Here is a 15,951-nt window from a genome sequence, read left to right on the forward strand (position 1 = left end):
ACTTGGAAAGCATGATGGATACAATAAAAGATCCAGCCATCATAAAGCTGGAACATGTGCGCTACACTTGGCCTGGAAATGACTCTCCAACTCTAGATATTCCCCACTTAACGATAAATCAGGGCGAACATCTGTTTATCAAAGGCCCAAGCGGATGTGGCAAATCAACCTTACTCAGCCTACTTACTGGCATCAACACGACACCTGAAGGCAGTGTAAAAGTGCTTGATAACGACCTTGGTCAACTGTCAGGCAGCATGAGAGATAAATTTAGAGCTGACCACATTGGTTATATTTTTCAGCAATTTAATCTACTTCCTTATTTGAGTGTCATCGAAAACGTCATCCTCCCTTGCCAGTTTTCAAGGCAGCGGAAAGGGCAAGTATTCGGTGATTTGCAACGCAGTGCTGAGCAGCTCCTCGATAAACTGCACCTCGACCAATCGCTGCGTAATAAATCCGTCGTTGAATTGAGTATTGGTCAACAGCAACGTGTCGCGGCAGCACGCGCCTTAATCGGTAACCCTGAAATTATCATCGCCGATGAACCAACCTCCTCTCTTGACTACGATAATCGAACTGCTTTCATCGAGCTGCTGCTTGATCAAGTGAACCAAGCGAACTCAACCTTACTGTTTGTCAGCCACGACCCAACATTGGAGCCATTGTTTGACCGCAGTCTCGATCTCCGCGAGTTGAATCAAATAGGAGGCCACGTATGAGCCCTACCCTGTCCCTCGCTTGGAAAAGTGCTCGCAACCGCAAGGTAACGGCAATCCTAACCATTTTAACCGTCGCGATTTCTGTGATCCTGCTGCTTGGGGTTGAGCGTATTCGCACAGAAGCAAAAAGCAGCTTCGCCAATACCATCTCGGGAACCGATTTGATCGTAGGCGGGCGTTCAGGACAAGTGAACCTGTTACTTTACTCGGTATTTCGAATTGGTAATGCAACCAATAATATTGACTGGAAAAGCTATCAAGAATTTAGCCAACACAAAGCGGTCGATTGGGCAATTCCTATCTCACTTGGTGACTCTCATAAAGGTTTCCGCGTGATGGGCACCAACCACAGTTATTTTGAACACTATCGCTATGGTCAGAAGCAACATTTAGCGTTCAAAGAAGGAAGCGAGTTTAATCGCTTGTTTGAAGCTGTCATTGGTGCAGATGTGGCCAAAAAGCTGGGTTACACCATTGGTACAGAGATCATCATTGCGCATGGCATAAGCGATGTTGGCTTTAGTCGCCACGACAACTTGCCTTTTAAAGTGGTTGGCATTCTCGCGCCAACAGGAACCCCTGTCGATAAAACCGTTCACGTCTCCTTGGAAGCGATTGAAGCAATTCATGTCGGCTGGGAGTCTGGCGCAAACCTTGGCAATAACCCGACAGCAGAGCAACTGGCAGCGATGGACTTTAAACCTAAGCAGATTACCGCCATGCTGCTTGGTCTCAAGTCAAAGATTCAAACCTTCGCTCTCCAGCGTCAAATCAACACCTACAACAAAGAGCCTCTCAGTGCCATCTTGCCAGGGGTCGCACTTCATGAGTTATGGGGCATGATGTCGGTGGCTGAACAAGCGCTGATGGCGGTCTCAGTGTTTGTCGTTTTTGCGGGTTTGCTTGGGATGCTCTCGAGCTTGCTGACTAGCCTACAAGAGCGACGCCGCGAAATGGCAATCTTGCGCGCAATGGGGGCAAGGCCAAGACATGTGTTTGCCCTGCTTATCTTAGAAGCAAGCGCACTCACCTTTATCGGGATTATTATCGGCACGCTTGGTCTTTACGCCTTGTTAGCGATTGCAGCGCCAATCATTCAACAAACGTACGGTATCACCCTTTCATTGATGACCTTATCACACTATGAGTTAGTGCTGCTTGCCATGGTTCAATGTGCTGGCACAGTCATCGGTTTTATCCCTGCGTTAAGAGCTTACCGACAGTCTCTGAGCGACGGTATGACAATACGAGTATAGAGAAATGAAGAAAGTAATATTAATGGCATTGGCAATGCTGAGCTTCAGCTTACCAAGTTTCGCCAACCAAGAAGACATCTTGACACTAGATTGGATTGATCTCATTCCTCAGAATGAACGCAATCAATTTGACAGCTATGGAATGCCCGCCGCCGACCACTCAGGTGGCGCAATGGAGCAATCAAAAGTGGGCTCGGTCAGACAAGAGCTCAACGGAAGCAAAGTCAAAATACCAGGCTTTGTGATTCCATTGGAAGGGGACGCCAATATGGTGACAGAGTTCTTATTGGTTCCTTACTTTGGGGCGTGTATTCACGTACCACCACCGCCACCAAACCAAATCATCTACGTCAAATTCCCAAAAGGAGCACCAATCCAGCAACTTTGGGATGTGATTTATTTAGTCGGAACCTTAAAAACGGAAACCGTCAGTCATGAACTCGCAGAAACAGGCTATGTGATTGAAGGAATAGCCATCGAAGAGTACGACGACTACTAAGCAAATTAACAAGTGCGCAACCTGTTAATCGCCTATATTAAGAAAGGTATTGAGAAAGATAACCTAGCACCGCTAGGTAAACCAATAATAATAGTGCGATTGACAGGTGTTTTTTCAGTTTATTCTCATTGAAATACTTCATAAACCCTCTCAATAATTACCAACCAGATTTTAACAATTTGTTAGCATGTGTGGTAGCACTATTTTTGACACCCGTCTCACACACTTTCTGTGGCAGCCCATGGTTATCCGAGGTACATTTATAGATAACATTATGATGGCTAAGGAAATCCCATGTCAGAGAGCAACCAACCCGTCGTTATAGATCACGAGCCCACTCAATCCAATCGACAAGAAAAAAAGTCTAACTACATCAAAGACAGTGCGAGTCGTATCTTTAACATCGCCGAGACTTACGGTTTAGACGCTCTCCTTCAGCCAGAAACACCCGAAAAAAACACCTTAGAGCGTGCGCTCATCCGAGAACGCAAACGCAAAGAATTACGCCAAAAAAATCTCGAACAAATCCTGAAGCTCGCCCACGTTTCTTGCAAAGACGAAACCGCAGGAGCCCCAGATCAGGATTGGCTGTATCGTTTTTTCGATATGGCACAAGAAGTTCACAACAGTGCCATGCAACGTTTATGGGCTCAGGTACTCAAACGAGAGGTAACGAATCCTGGTTCTACCTCGATGAAGGCGTTAAAAGTCCTACAAGATATGACACCAAAAGAAGCGCAAATCCTACAGCGCGCAGCATCACTGGCCTGCAGTTTTGGTGGGGATAATAGCCGCAAACTTCTGGTTGGCTATCGCGCTCAAGGTGGGATTTTTAGCTTTGGTAAACGCAATACCACCAACAACATTAATGTTGGCAACTACCAGTTGCCGTATTCAAGTCTGCTGGTGTTATTTGAATTGGGGCTGATGCATGGCACCGAACTGGAATCAGGCGAAATCGAATTGGATTCTCCTCTACCTTTGCTCTACCAAGGGAAACAGCTCTCTCTCCAAGCGCACAGTAAAGGCGTAAGATTGCTTTACTACCGTTTTAGCCCAACGGGCAATGAACTCTGCAAGCTGTTAGGTAACAAACCCAATATGCAGTACTACGATCAAATGGTCGCCCTGTTAGGACAGAAATTTACCGCCAGCACCGATGCACAGCCTAGCGTCGATACCACTGTGTAACAACAACCGCTACGTTAGATCCATCTCCCAATAAAAAGCGCCAACCCTTCGGTTGGCGCTTGTCGATCTATTTTCTAAGTGAGAATTAATGAAGCAAAGCGACCAATAAATCCTGCCTTGTGAATACAGCGGCTATCTGTGAATCAAGCCGCTGATATACCTTGGATTTATACCAGTTACCGTTTCATCTCACCGAGAAATTTAAGCTTTGAACGCTTTAAATGCGTTAATCAAACCATTCGTAGAACTGTCGTGTGAGCTGATTTCAGACTCATCCGCAAGCTCAGGTAGGATTTGGTTAGCTAGCTGTTTGCCTAGCTCAACACCCCATTGGTCAAAGCTGAAGATATTCCAAATCACACCTTGAACGAAGATCTTGTGCTCGTACATTGCGATTAGGTTACCTAGTGTACGTGGCGTAATTTGCTTAACTAGGATTGAGTTAGTTGGGCGGTTACCTTCAAATACTTTGAATGGTGCAAGTGTCGCCGCTTCTTCTTCACTCTTGCCTGCTTTAGCAAATTCCGCTTTCACTGTCGCTTCATCTTTACCGAATGCCAATGCTTCTGTTTGAGCAAAGAAGTTAGACATCAGCTTCTGATGATGATCACCCGCTGGGTTGTGGCTTAGCGCTGGCGCAATAAAGTCACATGGAATCAGCTTAGTACCTTGGTGAATCAGCTGGTAGAACGCGTGCTGGCCATTTGTGCCCGGCTCACCCCAAATGATTGGCCCAGTTTGGTAAGTCACAGCGTTGCCGTCACGGTCAACGTACTTACCGTTTGATTCCATGTTGCCTTGCTGGAAGTAAGCTGCAAAGCGGTGCATGTACTGGTCGTAAGGCAGGATCGCTTCAGATTCCGCGCCATGGAAGTTGTTGTACCATAGGCCAACAAGCGCAAGGATTACCGGGATGTTGCTTTCTAACTCAGTAGACGCAAAGTGGTTGTCCATTTCGTGTGCACCGTCTAGTAGCTCGATGAAGTTGTCGTAGCCTACAGAAAGCGCAATTGAAAGACCGATTGCTGACCATAGCGAGTAACGACCGCCAACCCAATCCCAGAACTCAAACATGTTGTCTGTATCGATACCAAACTCAGATACTGCAGGAGCGTTAGTAGAAAGTGCAGCGAAATGCTTAGCAACGTGCGCTTCATCGCCAGCTGACGCTAGGAACCAATCACGTGCGCTGTGGGCATTAGTCATGGTTTCTTGTGTGGTAAACGTCTTAGACGCCACTAGGAATAGCGTTGTTTCTGGGTTTACTTTCTTCAGTGTTTCAACGATGTGCGTGCCATCAACGTTAGACACGAAGTGTAGGTTTAGGTGGTTTTTGTATGGTGCTAGCGCTTCAGTGACCATATAAGGACCAAGGTCAGAACCACCGATACCGATGTTGACGATGTCAGTGATTGCTTTGCCAGTGTAACCTTTCCACTCGCCGCCAATTACGCGCTCAGTGAACGATTTCATTTTCTCTAGTACAGCATTCACCGCTGGCATTACGTCTTCGCCATCAACCATCACAGGCTTGTTGCTACGGTTGCGAAGTGCGGTGTGAAGTACGGCGCGATCTTCTGTCTTGTTGATCGCCTCACCACTGAACATCGCTTCAATAGCTGACTTTAGCTCAGTCTCGTTAGCTAAAGCGAAAAGATGCTGCATGGTTTCTTCATTGATTAGGTTCTTAGAGTAATCAACGAGAATATCACTGCCAAAACGAGCAGAGAATTTGTCAAAACGAGCTGAATCTTGTGCGAAAAGTGCTTTCAGATCCATATCTTGTGCAGATTCAAAATGCGCGGTTAGCGCTTTCCAAGCTTGTGTTTGTGTTGGGTTGATATTTTTCAACATGGTTACGATCCCGATGTTCAGTAGGTTCTATTCCATACAGTCTAGCGAAAACTGAGGAATCCCCGATTAAGCAAAATAATAATATTAGGTATGTTAGGGCAAATTGCCACAAAACAAGACTTTGTAATTTTTTTTCAGGCCAGCATTATGACCCAGCCGACTCTCACTCACATTGAGTTAGGTCACGTTCCCTGAGTCAAATTTAAACAAATCTGTTACCCGCTTTAGGATATTACCATCAAGCTAGGTTAAGCTTAACGTCTGGTTAACGAAATATCGATTACAGGCTCTGTTATGTGGCAGCAAAATGTCTTACGCCTCCGCGCCCGCTCACGAGGCTTTCATCTCATTACCGATGAAATTGAACAACAATTACCTCAAATTGCTGACTATTCTGTCGGATTATTACAGCTCTTCATCCAACACACGTCTGCCAGTCTGACCATCAATGAAAACGCAGACCCAACGGTAAGACACGATATGGAAAAACACTTTAATAAGTTTGTCCCTGAGCGTGCGCCTTATTATCAGCACACCTATGAAGGGGATGACGACATGCCCGCGCACATCAAAGCCTCGACGATTGGCTGTAGTGTGACGATTCCTATCAGCAACGGTCGACTCGCTCTAGGCACTTGGCAAGGAATCTATTTGGGTGAGCATCGAGACTACGGTGGCAACCGCAACGTGATCGCCACATTACAAGGCGAGTTAAAATAGAAACGGAGCCACAAGGCTCCGTTTAGATAAGGGGTAAAGGCTCGAGTTCCAACTAGCGAGAGTATTCCATCTCTACACGAGATGTCAGCTTCGTCACCAGTTCATACGCGATGGTCCCGATGTGCGCTGCGACTTGCTCTGCAGGGAGGTCTTTCCCCCATAAGATTGCCTCATCACCCACGTGATCTGTGGCTTCTGGGCCAAGGTCGACGGTCAACATATCCATCGAGACGCGCCCTGCTATCGGCACCTCTCGGCCATTGACTCGAACCGGAGTTCCATTCGGCGCGGTGCGTGGATAGCCGTCACCGTAGCCAATGGCAATAACACCAACCTTTGTGTCACGCTCACTGGTCCACTTGCCACCATAACCGACACTCTCACCGGCTTTCACATCACGTACTGCAATCAGGTGCGATTTAAGCGTCATCACAGGTTGATAGCCCAACTGCTGGGCATGTTTATCATTAAACGGTGACACTCCATACATAATAATGCCGGGTCTAACCCATTCAAGTTGACTCTCCGGCCAAGCTAGCAAACCCGCAGAGGCTGCTAATGAGCGCTCACCTTCACACCCTTGCGTCAACTTGAGAAACAGCTCGGTTTGTTGATGTGTCGTGTCTTTGTCCAGCTCATCGGCACAGCCAAAATGACTCATGTAACGCAGCGGTTTAGCCACGTTGCTGCAAGTCTTGAGTCGCGATACAAAGTCATCATATTGCTCTGGGCGCACGCCTAAACGATGCATCCCACTATCAATCTTCAACCACACTACCACTGGCGTTTCTAGCTCTGCTTGCTCTAAAGCGACCAACTGCTCCTCACAGTGAACCACCGTTTGGATGTTGTTGGTCACTAAAACAGGCAAGTCACCCGGAGAGTAAAAACCCTCGAGCAGTAGAATCGGCTTAACCACGCCACACGCTCGCAGTTGCAATGCCTCTTCGATACGCGCGACACCAAATGCATCCGCACCAGTGGCATTTTTGGCAATGTGACGTAATCCATGACCATAGCTGTTGGCTTTAACCACCGCCATTACCTTGCTGTTTGGCGCCTGCTGTTTAATCTGCTCGACATTGTGTTGTAGAGCGCTTAGGTCAATGTAAGCCGTCGCCGCTTTCATGTAACTCATGCTGTTATTCATCATCCATGTCAAACGCAGGGCCTGCGTAGTTGTCAAAACGAGACCATTGACCTTGGAAGGTCAAACGTACAGAGCCGATAGGACCGTTACGCTGTTTACCAAGAATGATTTCCGCCGTACCTTTCATTGAGCTGTCTGGGTTGTACACTTCATCGCGGTAGATGAACATAATCAAGTCGGCATCCTGCTCAATAGAGCCTGATTCACGTAAATCTGAGTTCACTGGACGCTTATCGGCACGTTGCTCTAGGGAACGGTTAAGCTGAGATAGCGCAACCACTGGCACATTCAACTCTTTGGCCAGTGCTTTTAGAGAGCGCGAAATCTCCGCAATCTCAAGGGTACGGTTGTCAGAAAGTGCAGGTACACGCATGAGCTGAAGGTAGTCGACCATGATCATAGATAGGCCGCCGTGCTCTCTGGCTATACGACGAGCACGAGAGCGCACTTCAGTCGGCGTCAGACCCGAGCTATCATCGATATACATGTTCTTCTTCTGCATGAGAATCCCCATGGTCGAAGAAATACGAGCCCAATCTTCATCATCAAGCTGACCGGTTCGAATTTTGGTTTGATCAACACGTGAAAGCGATGCCAGCATACGCATCATGATCTGTTCAGATGGCATCTCTAGCGAGAAAATCAGCACAGGCTTGTCTTGTGACATTGCCGCATTTTCACACAAGTTCATCGCAAAGGTCGTTTTACCCATCGATGGACGCGCCGCGACGATCACCAGATCAGACCCTTGTAAGCCCGCGGTTTTCTTATTCAGATCAGTAAAGCCCGTATCGACACCTGTCACACCATCTTGCGGCGTTTTGTACAGCAGTTCGATACGCTCAAGCGTCTTCTCTAGGATATTGTCAACATTTTGCGGACCTTCGTTTTCGTTGGTTCGCGACTCAGCGATGGCAAATACTTTGCTTTCAGCAAGATCAAGTAAGTCTTCTGAAGAACGGCCCTGTGGGTCATAACCTGCGTCCGCAATTTCATTTGCTACACCAATCAAATCACGTACCAAGGCACGCTCAGCAACAATGTCGGCATAGGCATTGATGTTTGCCGCACTTGGCGTGTTTTTCACCAGATCAGCAAGGTAAGCAAAACCACCCACATCATCGAGTTGCTCTCGAAGCTCTAAAAATTCTGACAAGGTAATCAAGTCGAGAGGCTTGCTCTCTTCGAGAATGGACTTTACCGCCTCGAAAATCAGTCGATGAGGGCGACTATAGAAATCTTTGGCCACCACGCGCTCGGCAACCGTGTCCCAACGCTCATTGTCCAATAACAAACCACCAATAACGGACTGCTCTGCTTCCAATGAATGTGGTGGTACTTTGATAGCATCAACCTGTGCATCACTGAATTTTTTATTTCGATTATCTGTTCTTGGGTCAGCCATGATATTGCTCTACAACTTTCTCTAGATCGCTCATTATAACGAGATCGAAATTATTGTCTGTAGCCAAGAGAGAGTTTATCGGCTTCTCATCGATAATTAACCGAGCATTGACGGATACAGGCTAAATTCCCTTTACTATCCGTTACTCAGTTCATCCACAAAGAGGTCATTAGTGTCTAAGCATTGGTTACTTGCCGTCGGCTTGTTAAGTGCGACGCACTGCTACGCAGCAGCAGAAAAGGATCAGGGAAGCACAGATATTGATGTACCTTCACCATGGAATACGGAAGTAGAGTTTGGCTACCAATCGCATACGGGGAACTCAGATTCTCGTTCGATGAATGCGCGCCTTGGTGCGGACTATATATCAGGTCGACATCGCAGCAGTGGTGAATGGAAATACTATTTGCTCTACAAAGATGGCGAAGAGGACAAGCGCCAATCCACCTACACGGTACAAAGTGACTATAAGCTAGGCGCAAAAACTTACCTTTACGGCAGCTTCAAAGGGGTAGACTCTCTGTATAGTGCCTACTTTCGTGATTTCACACTATCTGGCGGTCTCGGTTACCAGTTTTCCAATACCGAACACTGGGTGCTCGAAATGGAACTCGGTCCAGGTTTTCGATATCAAGAGCCCAATCTCGATGAAATAGATGACGACGACATCATCTTCCCAGAAATTGTCGAAGAAGCTATCTTCCGAGGTAAAGTAACAACACGCTGGCAAGCACTCGACAACTTGAGTATTGACGCATCAATGACTCTAGTCTCAGGTAAAAGCAATACCCGTACAGACAGTGACATCAGTGTCACCAACAACATAACCGAAGATATCGCTCTTAAACTGTCACACTCGCGACAGTTCCATGACAAGGTACCAGACGGTTTGGAAAAAGCCGACAGCATCTTCTCGGTTAATCTACTATTTGTTTTTTAACACTTACCTTTCTACAGATATAAAAAAAGCACCTCGAAAGGTGCTTTTAACATACGTCTTGATACTGAATTATTCAGCAGCAACAACTTGAAGAGTAACAGTTGCGAAAACTTCAGAGTGAAGTTGAACGCTGATCTCGAACTCACCAGTGTTACGTAGTGCGCCTTCTGGAAGACGAACTTCGCTCTTAACAACTTCAACGCCAGCTGCAGTGATTGCATCAGCGATGTCGCGAGTACCGATAGAACCGAATAGTTTACCTTCGTCACCAGCTTTAGACGCTAGAACAACAGCTTCTAGAGCGTTGATCTTTTCAGCGCGTGCTTCTGCAGCAGATAGCTGCTCAGCTGCTTTCGCTTCTAGTTCAGCACGACGTGCTTCGAACATTTCAACGTTAGCTTTAGTAGCCATAACTGCTTTACCTTGAGGGATAAGGAAGTTACGAGCGTAACCAGACTTAACGTTAACAGTTTCGCCTAGAGCACCTAGTTTGCCGATTTTATCAAGTAGAATAACTTGCATTGTTTAATTCCTCTTTTTAAAAACGAACCGATTACTGATGCTTGTCAGTGTACGGTAGTAGAGCTAGGTAGCGAGAACGCTTGATCGCGCGAGCTAGTTGACGTTGGTACTTAGCGCTTGTACCAGTGATACGGCTAGGTACGATTTTACCAGCTTCAGTGATGTAGTTTTTAAGAGTTGCTACGTCTTTGTAATCAATCTCTTGTACGCCTTCTGCAGTGAAACGGCAGAATTTACGACGACGGAAGAAACGAGCCATGGGCTATCTCCTGATCTTAAATTTGAGTAATGTTGTCGGCATGAAGCACTAATTTTCCCACACCATTTCGGCCGGTTTGGTAAGCGACAAAGCCCCCTACCTTAATGCTACTGCCTTGTACTAAATTCTGAGTTAATGCTTGTGACCTTTGCCCGCTGACAACTACCGGCATGCGACAATAAACTTGTCTCGGTAAATCAGCTTCGATAACCGTAGAGCGGTGCTCTAACCAAAATCGACAGTGTTCAATACCACTAGGGCTTTTACTTCGAATGGGCGGTTTGGCAATGGTGCCGCTCAGCTCCATTCGATTGGTCATAAGAGAAATTACTCAGCAGCTGCTTCTGGCTTAGCTTCAGCACGCTCTTCGCGACGAGGAGCACGCTCTTCTTTCTGCTTAAGCATGATAGATTGCTCAGTGATCGCTGTTTTAGTACGCATGATCATGTTACGTAGAACTGCATCGTTGAAACGGAAAGCAGTTTCTAGCTCATCGATTACAGCTTGGTCAGCTTCAACGTTCATTAGAACGTAGTGAGCTTTGTGAAGCTTGTTGATTGGGTAAGCCAGTTGACGACGGCCCCAGTCTTCTAGACGGTGGATAGTACCGCCAGCTTCAGTGATTGAACCAGTGTAACGCTCGATCATGCCAGCAACTTGCTCGCTTTGATCTGGGTGCACCATGAATACGATTTCGTAATGACGCATTGGTTGCTCCTTACGGATTATTCAGCTTCCACAAATGGCCCGGTCATCCAGAGGAAGCAAGGAACTAAAGATAATTGACCGAGTTTAAGGAGAGCGAATAGTACAGAAAGAAAGCAGTTGAAGCAAGGAAAATGTGAAGAGATACAAAAACAGCTACTTTGGTAAAGTAGCTGTCTATAGAATTCAATTTTGAGAGCGACAGAGCTTAATCTTCATCGACATATTGAGCTTGTAGGTAGTTTTCAATACCAGACATCTCAATCAACCCTAACTGAGTCTCAAGCCAATCTACATGCTCTTCCTCATCTTCTAATATCTCTTGGAACAGGTCTCGAGAGACATAATCACGTGTGTCTTCCGCATACGCGATGGCATCTTTAAGATCAGGGATCGCCGCCATCTCAAGTTTTAAGTCACACTCGAGCATTTCTTTGGTGTCTTCTCCGATACTCAACTTACCGAGGTCTTGTAGATTTGGTAGACCTTCCAAAAATAGGATGCGCTCAATCAAGTGATCGGCGTGTTTCATCTCATCAATGGACTCATGATACTCTTTATCGGCAAGATGTTTTAAGCCCCAATCTTTATACATCCGGGCGTGAAGAAAATACTGGTTTATTGCGACGAGCTCGTTACCGAGCACTTTATTGAGATGTTGGATTATTATTGGATCGCCTTTCATGACAAAGCCCTCCTCTTTGGCTCCTATAACTCTAGTTCCAAATGAGAAGCTGTCAAAAAGAAAGCTTATTTTTTGCGCAGGTTAGCTTGCCTGCTTGTACAGCACAACGGCTGATTCATTGATGATATCTTTCGCCATTCGAATGCACTTACCACACTGAGTTCCCAATGCCGTGCATTTTTTGATCCCCTTAATATCCGTCACTCCCTGCTCTGACACTAACTTACGAATTTTCTTGTCCGAGACACCATGACACAAACAAACGTACATACTGGACCCTATATAAAATCTACAGCAGAAATATAAAAAAGAATCATTATTATTACCAGTGGTATTTATTCTCTTTCTAGAACGATTGGTTATAGCGGTTTTAGCGAAATCGAGTGAACACTTCTAGTTAAAAGAGATGGATGGCAGACAGTAAGTTCAACTCCCTGTATTTTTTAGTTAAAACAGTACCGAGCGGTTACAGCTAAACGAAAATTCCTTATAACCAAAATGCAAAAAGGGAAGCCTAAGCTTCCCTTTTCAGATGCGCTTTCTTCTAAAGAAGAAGGCTGCAAGACTCAACTAATAATTAGTCGAAGATCTTAGCAACAACACCAGCACCTACTGTACGGCCACCTTCACGGATCGCGAAACGTAGACCTTCGTCCATTGCGATTGGCGCGATTAGCTCAACAGTCATCTTAACGTTGTCACCTGGCATTACCATTTCTACGCCTTCTGGTAGCTGGATGTCACCAGTTACGTCAGTTGTACGGAAGTAGAACTGTGGACGGTAGCCTTTGAAGAATGGAGTGTGACGACCACCTTCATCTTTAGACAGTACGTATACTTCTGACTCAAACTTAGTGTGTGGGTTGATTGACTTAGGAGCTGCTAGTACTTGACCACGCTCTACTTCGTCACGCTTAGTACCACGTAGAAGTGCACCAACGTTCTCACCCGCACGACCTTCGTCTAGAAGCTTACGGAACATCTCAACACCAGTACAAGTAGTTGTTGTAGTTTCTTTGATACCTACGATTTCTACTTCGTCACCTACAGTTAGGATACCGCGCTCGATACGACCAGTAACTACTGTACCACGACCTTGGATTGAGAATACGTCTTCGATTGGCATTAGGAATGGCTGATCGATTGCACGCTCTGGCTCTGGAATGTATGAATCTAGCGCTTCTGCTAGTTCTACAATCTTAGCTTCCCACTGCTCTTCGCCGTTTAGTGCGCCTAGTGCAGAACCTTGGATAACTGGTAGGTCATCACCTGGGAAGTCGTACTCAGATAGAAGTTCACGAACTTCCATTTCTACTAGCTCTAGAAGCTCTTCATCATCAACCATGTCACATTTGTTCATGAATACGATGATGTATGGGATACCAACCTGACGGCCTAGTAGGATGTGCTCACGAGTTTGTGGCATTGGGCCATCTGTCGCAGCAACAACTAGGATACCACCGTCCATCTGTGCAGCACCTGTGATCATGTTTTTAACATAGTCAGCGTGTCCTGGACAGTCTACGTGTGCGTAGTGACGTGATGGAGTGTCGTACTCTACGTGAGAAGTAGCGATTGTGATACCGCGCTCACGCTCTTCTGGAGCGTTATCGATAGATGCGAAGTCTTTCGCTTCACCGCCGTACACTTTAGCTAGAGTAGTACAGATTGCAGCAGTTAGAGTTGTTTTACCGTGGTCAACGTGGCCGATAGTACCAACGTTAACGTGCGGTTTAGTACGTTCAAATTTTTCTTTAGACACGATCGTGTTCCTTCCTAGTTATGATTCGCCGCGAACGTTATTGATCACGACGCGCCAGAATTTGCTATTTTATGCGCCAACGTCGGTCAGCGCAATATTTGGACGTATTGATCTTAAAAAAAAGCTCGACTTTTTTCTCGATCAAGACGTTTTATTAGTAACCACGGTCCGCAATGATTTTCTCTGCGAAGTTTTTCGGTACTTCAGCGTACTCATTAAACTCCATAGAGTAAGACGCACGGCCTTGAGTAGCAGAGCGTAGATCAGTTGCGTAACCAAACATCTCAGATAGAGGTACTTGTGCGCGGACGATCTTAATACCGGCCACACCTTCATCCATACCTTCGATCATGCCGCGGCGACGGTTAAGGTCACCAACAACATCACCCATCCAATCTTCAGGCGTAGTTACTTCAACATTCATCATAGGTTCTAGAAGCACAGGCTGCGCTTCAAGTGCACCTTTCTTGAATGCCATCGAGCCGGCGATTTTAAACGCCATCTCGTTAGAGTCAACATCGTGGTAAGAACCATCAAACAGCGTTGCTTTAATATCTAGAACCGGGTAACCCGCTAGAACACCACTGTTCATTTGCTCTTCGATACCTTTCGATACCGAGCTGATGTATTCCTTAGGAACCACACCACCCACAATTTCGTCAACAAAGACAAAACCTTCGCCAGGTTCAGAAGGCTCCAGTTTGATCCATACGTGACCGTACTGACCACGACCACCAGATTGACGAACAAATTTACCTTCCACTTCCGCGCTGCCGCGGATAGTTTCACGGTAAGCAACCTGAGGTTTACCTACGTTACAGTCGACGCTGAATTCGCGCTTCATGCGGTCAACGATGATATCTAGGTGAAGCTCACCCATACCAGAGATCAGAGTCTGACCTGTTTCGTCGTCCGTTTCGACACGGAAAGATGGATCTTCAGCTGCTAGTTTACCTAGTGCGATACCCATCTTCTCTTGATCAGCAACAGAGCGAGGTTCAACGGCGATCTGAATAACCGGATCAGGGAATTCCATACGCTCTAGAATAACCTTGTGGTTAGCATCACAAAGTGTATCACCTGTTGTTACATCTTTAAGGCCGATTGCTGCGGCAATATCGCCCGCGCGAACTTCCTTAATTTCATCACGCTTGTTCGAGTGCATCTGTACGATACGACCAAAACGCTCTTTTTTCTGCTTAACAGAGTTGTAAACTGCATCGCCAGAGTTAACCACACCCGAGTAAACACGCATAAAGGTTAGCGTGCCCACGAATGGGTCAGTGGCGATCTTAAATGCAAGCGCTGCAAACGGCTCGTTGTCATCTGCGTGACGCTCAACTTCGTTGTCGTTGTCGTCAACACCTTTGATCGCTGGAACATCTACTGGTGAAGGCAAGTATTCAACAACTGCATCTAGTACCGCTTGAACACCTTTGTTTTTGAACGCACTACCACAAGTGGCCAGTACGATTTCGTTGTTTAGTGTACGAGTACGTAGAGCTTGTTTAATCTCTGCTTCAGTCAGTTCGCCTTCTTCAAGGTACTTATCCATCAGCTCTTCTGTTGCTTCTGCTGCTGACTCAACTAGGTTGTTGCGCCACTCTTCAGCAAGCTCCATCATATCTGCTGGGATATCTTCATAAGTAAAGGTTGTACCTTGGTCTTCTTCATTCCAGTTGATCATCTTCATCTTGATCAGGTCGATAACACCTTTGAAGTCCTCTTCCGCACCAACGTTAAGTTGAATAGGAACAGGATTCGCACCAAGACGGTTTTTGATTTGATCAACAACACGTAGGAAGTCAGCACCTGCACGGTCCATCTTGTTGACGAATACCATACGTGGAACATGATATTTGTCAGCTTGACGCCATACAGTTTCAGATTGAGGTTCAACACCCGATGAACCACAGAACACAACAACCGCACCATCAAGTACGCGCAGTGAGCGCTCTACTTCGATAGTGAAATCTACGTGTCCAGGGGTGTCGATGATGTTGATGCGGTGGTCTTGGAATTGCGCTTCCATACCACGCCAGAAAGTTGTAGTTGCAGCTGAGGTGATTGTGATACCACGCTCTTGCTCCTGCTCCATCCAGTCCATGGTAGCAGCGCCATCGTGAACTTCACCGATTTTATGAGAAAGACCAGTGTAGAACAGAATACGTTCACTTGTGGTTGTCTTACCTGCGTCTACGTGAGCGACGATACCAATATTGCGGTAGCGCTCAATAGGTGTTTTACGAGCCACGATTGAATCCTCTTGAATTAGGGACTA

The 15,951-nt window shown here is 46.3% G+C and carries 17 protein-coding genes; 6 read left to right on the forward strand and 11 right to left on the reverse strand.

What is annotated here, in order from left to right; all coding sequences use genetic code 11:
• Nucleotides 1-14: 14 nt before the first annotated feature.
• From U9J37_RS09690 to U9J37_RS09705, 4 genes are all read left to right on the forward strand, one after another.
• Nucleotides 15-722 (forward strand): ABC transporter ATP-binding protein, encoded by a 708-nt coding sequence (locus tag U9J37_RS09690; RefSeq protein WP_043887026.1) that lies wholly within the window; start codon nucleotides 15-17, stop codon nucleotides 720-722.
• A complete protein-coding gene (locus U9J37_RS09695; protein ID WP_005472767.1) occupies nucleotides 719-1,978 on the forward strand; it encodes an ABC transporter permease in 1,260 nt (419 codons plus the stop codon). Before U9J37_RS09690 ends, U9J37_RS09695 begins: the two co-directional genes overlap by 4 nt.
• A 4-nt stretch (nucleotides 1,979-1,982) precedes the next feature.
• Nucleotides 1,983-2,477, forward strand: coding sequence for a DUF3299 domain-containing protein (locus tag U9J37_RS09700; protein ID WP_005472748.1), 495 nt, complete (start codon nucleotides 1,983-1,985; stop codon nucleotides 2,475-2,477).
• Nucleotides 2,478-2,771: 294 nt separating this feature from the next.
• Complete coding sequence (locus tag U9J37_RS09705) at nucleotides 2,772-3,668, forward strand: TIGR03899 family protein (RefSeq protein WP_005472681.1); 897 nt, start codon at nucleotides 2,772-2,774, stop codon at nucleotides 3,666-3,668.
• A 201-nt stretch (nucleotides 3,669-3,869) separates the two neighbouring features.
• Here the strand turns inward: U9J37_RS09705 and pgi are convergent, their stop codons facing one another.
• Nucleotides 3,870-5,522 (reverse strand): glucose-6-phosphate isomerase, encoded by a 1,653-nt coding sequence (pgi, locus tag U9J37_RS09710; RefSeq protein WP_005472734.1) that lies wholly within the window; start codon nucleotides 5,520-5,522, stop codon nucleotides 3,870-3,872.
• A 294-nt stretch (nucleotides 5,523-5,816) separates the two neighbouring features.
• On the opposite strand from pgi, the gene U9J37_RS09715 reads away from it, so the two are divergent.
• Nucleotides 5,817-6,242, forward strand: coding sequence for a secondary thiamine-phosphate synthase enzyme YjbQ (locus tag U9J37_RS09715; RefSeq protein WP_005472716.1), 426 nt, complete (start codon nucleotides 5,817-5,819; stop codon nucleotides 6,240-6,242).
• Between the two features lie 52 nt (nucleotides 6,243-6,294).
• On the opposite strand, the gene alr is transcribed toward U9J37_RS09715, so the two are convergent.
• Both alr and U9J37_RS09725 read right to left on the reverse strand, forming a co-directional pair.
• Nucleotides 6,295-7,371: an alanine racemase gene (gene alr, locus U9J37_RS09720; protein WP_322414051.1), complete on the reverse strand. Its 1,077-nt coding sequence runs from the start codon at nucleotides 7,369-7,371 to the stop codon at nucleotides 6,295-6,297.
• Between the two features lie 13 nt (nucleotides 7,372-7,384).
• Entirely contained in the window at nucleotides 7,385-8,797 is a 1,413-nt protein-coding gene (locus tag U9J37_RS09725) for a replicative DNA helicase (protein WP_005472719.1), read from the reverse strand.
• 172 nt (nucleotides 8,798-8,969) lie between these two features.
• On the opposite strand from U9J37_RS09725, the gene U9J37_RS09730 reads away from it, so the two are divergent.
• Nucleotides 8,970-9,737: a DUF481 domain-containing protein gene (locus tag U9J37_RS09730; RefSeq protein ID WP_038216350.1), complete on the forward strand. Its 768-nt coding sequence runs from the start codon at nucleotides 8,970-8,972 to the stop codon at nucleotides 9,735-9,737.
• A gap of 69 nt (nucleotides 9,738-9,806) precedes the next feature.
• Here U9J37_RS09730 and rplI read toward each other — a convergent pair whose 3' ends face one another.
• The 8 genes from rplI to fusA all read right to left on the reverse strand — a co-directional run bounded on the left by rplI (nucleotide 9,807) and on the right by fusA (nucleotide 15,924).
• Nucleotides 9,807-10,259 (reverse strand): 50S ribosomal protein L9, encoded by a 453-nt coding sequence (rplI, locus tag U9J37_RS09735; RefSeq protein ID WP_005472678.1) that lies wholly within the window; start codon nucleotides 10,257-10,259, stop codon nucleotides 9,807-9,809.
• Between the two features lie 31 nt (nucleotides 10,260-10,290).
• On the reverse strand, nucleotides 10,291-10,518 hold the full coding sequence (rpsR, locus tag U9J37_RS09740; protein ID WP_000090472.1) for a 30S ribosomal protein S18: 228 nt from the start codon (nucleotides 10,516-10,518) through the stop codon (nucleotides 10,291-10,293).
• 16 nt (nucleotides 10,519-10,534) lie between these two features.
• The gene (gene priB / locus U9J37_RS09745) at nucleotides 10,535-10,837 is read right to left on the reverse strand and encodes a primosomal replication protein N (RefSeq protein ID WP_008073614.1); all 303 of its coding nucleotides are present in this window, start codon (nucleotides 10,835-10,837) and stop codon (nucleotides 10,535-10,537) included.
• Nucleotides 10,838-10,845: 8 nt separating this feature from the next.
• Nucleotides 10,846-11,226 (reverse strand): 30S ribosomal protein S6, encoded by a 381-nt coding sequence (rpsF, locus tag U9J37_RS09750; protein WP_005472655.1) that lies wholly within the window; start codon nucleotides 11,224-11,226, stop codon nucleotides 10,846-10,848.
• A 205-nt stretch (nucleotides 11,227-11,431) separates the two neighbouring features.
• Nucleotides 11,432-11,908: a bacterioferritin gene (gene bfr, locus U9J37_RS09755; protein WP_038140490.1), complete on the reverse strand. Its 477-nt coding sequence runs from the start codon at nucleotides 11,906-11,908 to the stop codon at nucleotides 11,432-11,434.
• A gap of 81 nt (nucleotides 11,909-11,989) precedes the next feature.
• Nucleotides 11,990-12,178, reverse strand: coding sequence for a (2Fe-2S)-binding protein (locus tag U9J37_RS09760; protein ID WP_005472761.1), 189 nt, complete (start codon nucleotides 12,176-12,178; stop codon nucleotides 11,990-11,992).
• Nucleotides 12,179-12,485: 307 nt separating this feature from the next.
• Nucleotides 12,486-13,670, reverse strand: coding sequence for an elongation factor Tu (gene tuf, locus U9J37_RS09765; protein WP_322413806.1), 1,185 nt, complete (start codon nucleotides 13,668-13,670; stop codon nucleotides 12,486-12,488).
• A 154-nt stretch (nucleotides 13,671-13,824) separates the two neighbouring features.
• The gene (gene fusA, locus U9J37_RS09770; RefSeq protein WP_038141586.1) at nucleotides 13,825-15,924 is read right to left on the reverse strand and encodes an elongation factor G; all 2,100 of its coding nucleotides are present in this window, start codon (nucleotides 15,922-15,924) and stop codon (nucleotides 13,825-13,827) included.
• Between the last annotated feature and the right edge of the window lie 27 nt (nucleotides 15,925-15,951).

Source organism: Vibrio sp. 16, assembly GCF_963681195.1.
In the GTDB taxonomy this organism is placed as follows: Bacteria; Pseudomonadota; Gammaproteobacteria; order Enterobacterales; family Vibrionaceae; genus Vibrio; species Vibrio sinaloensis_D.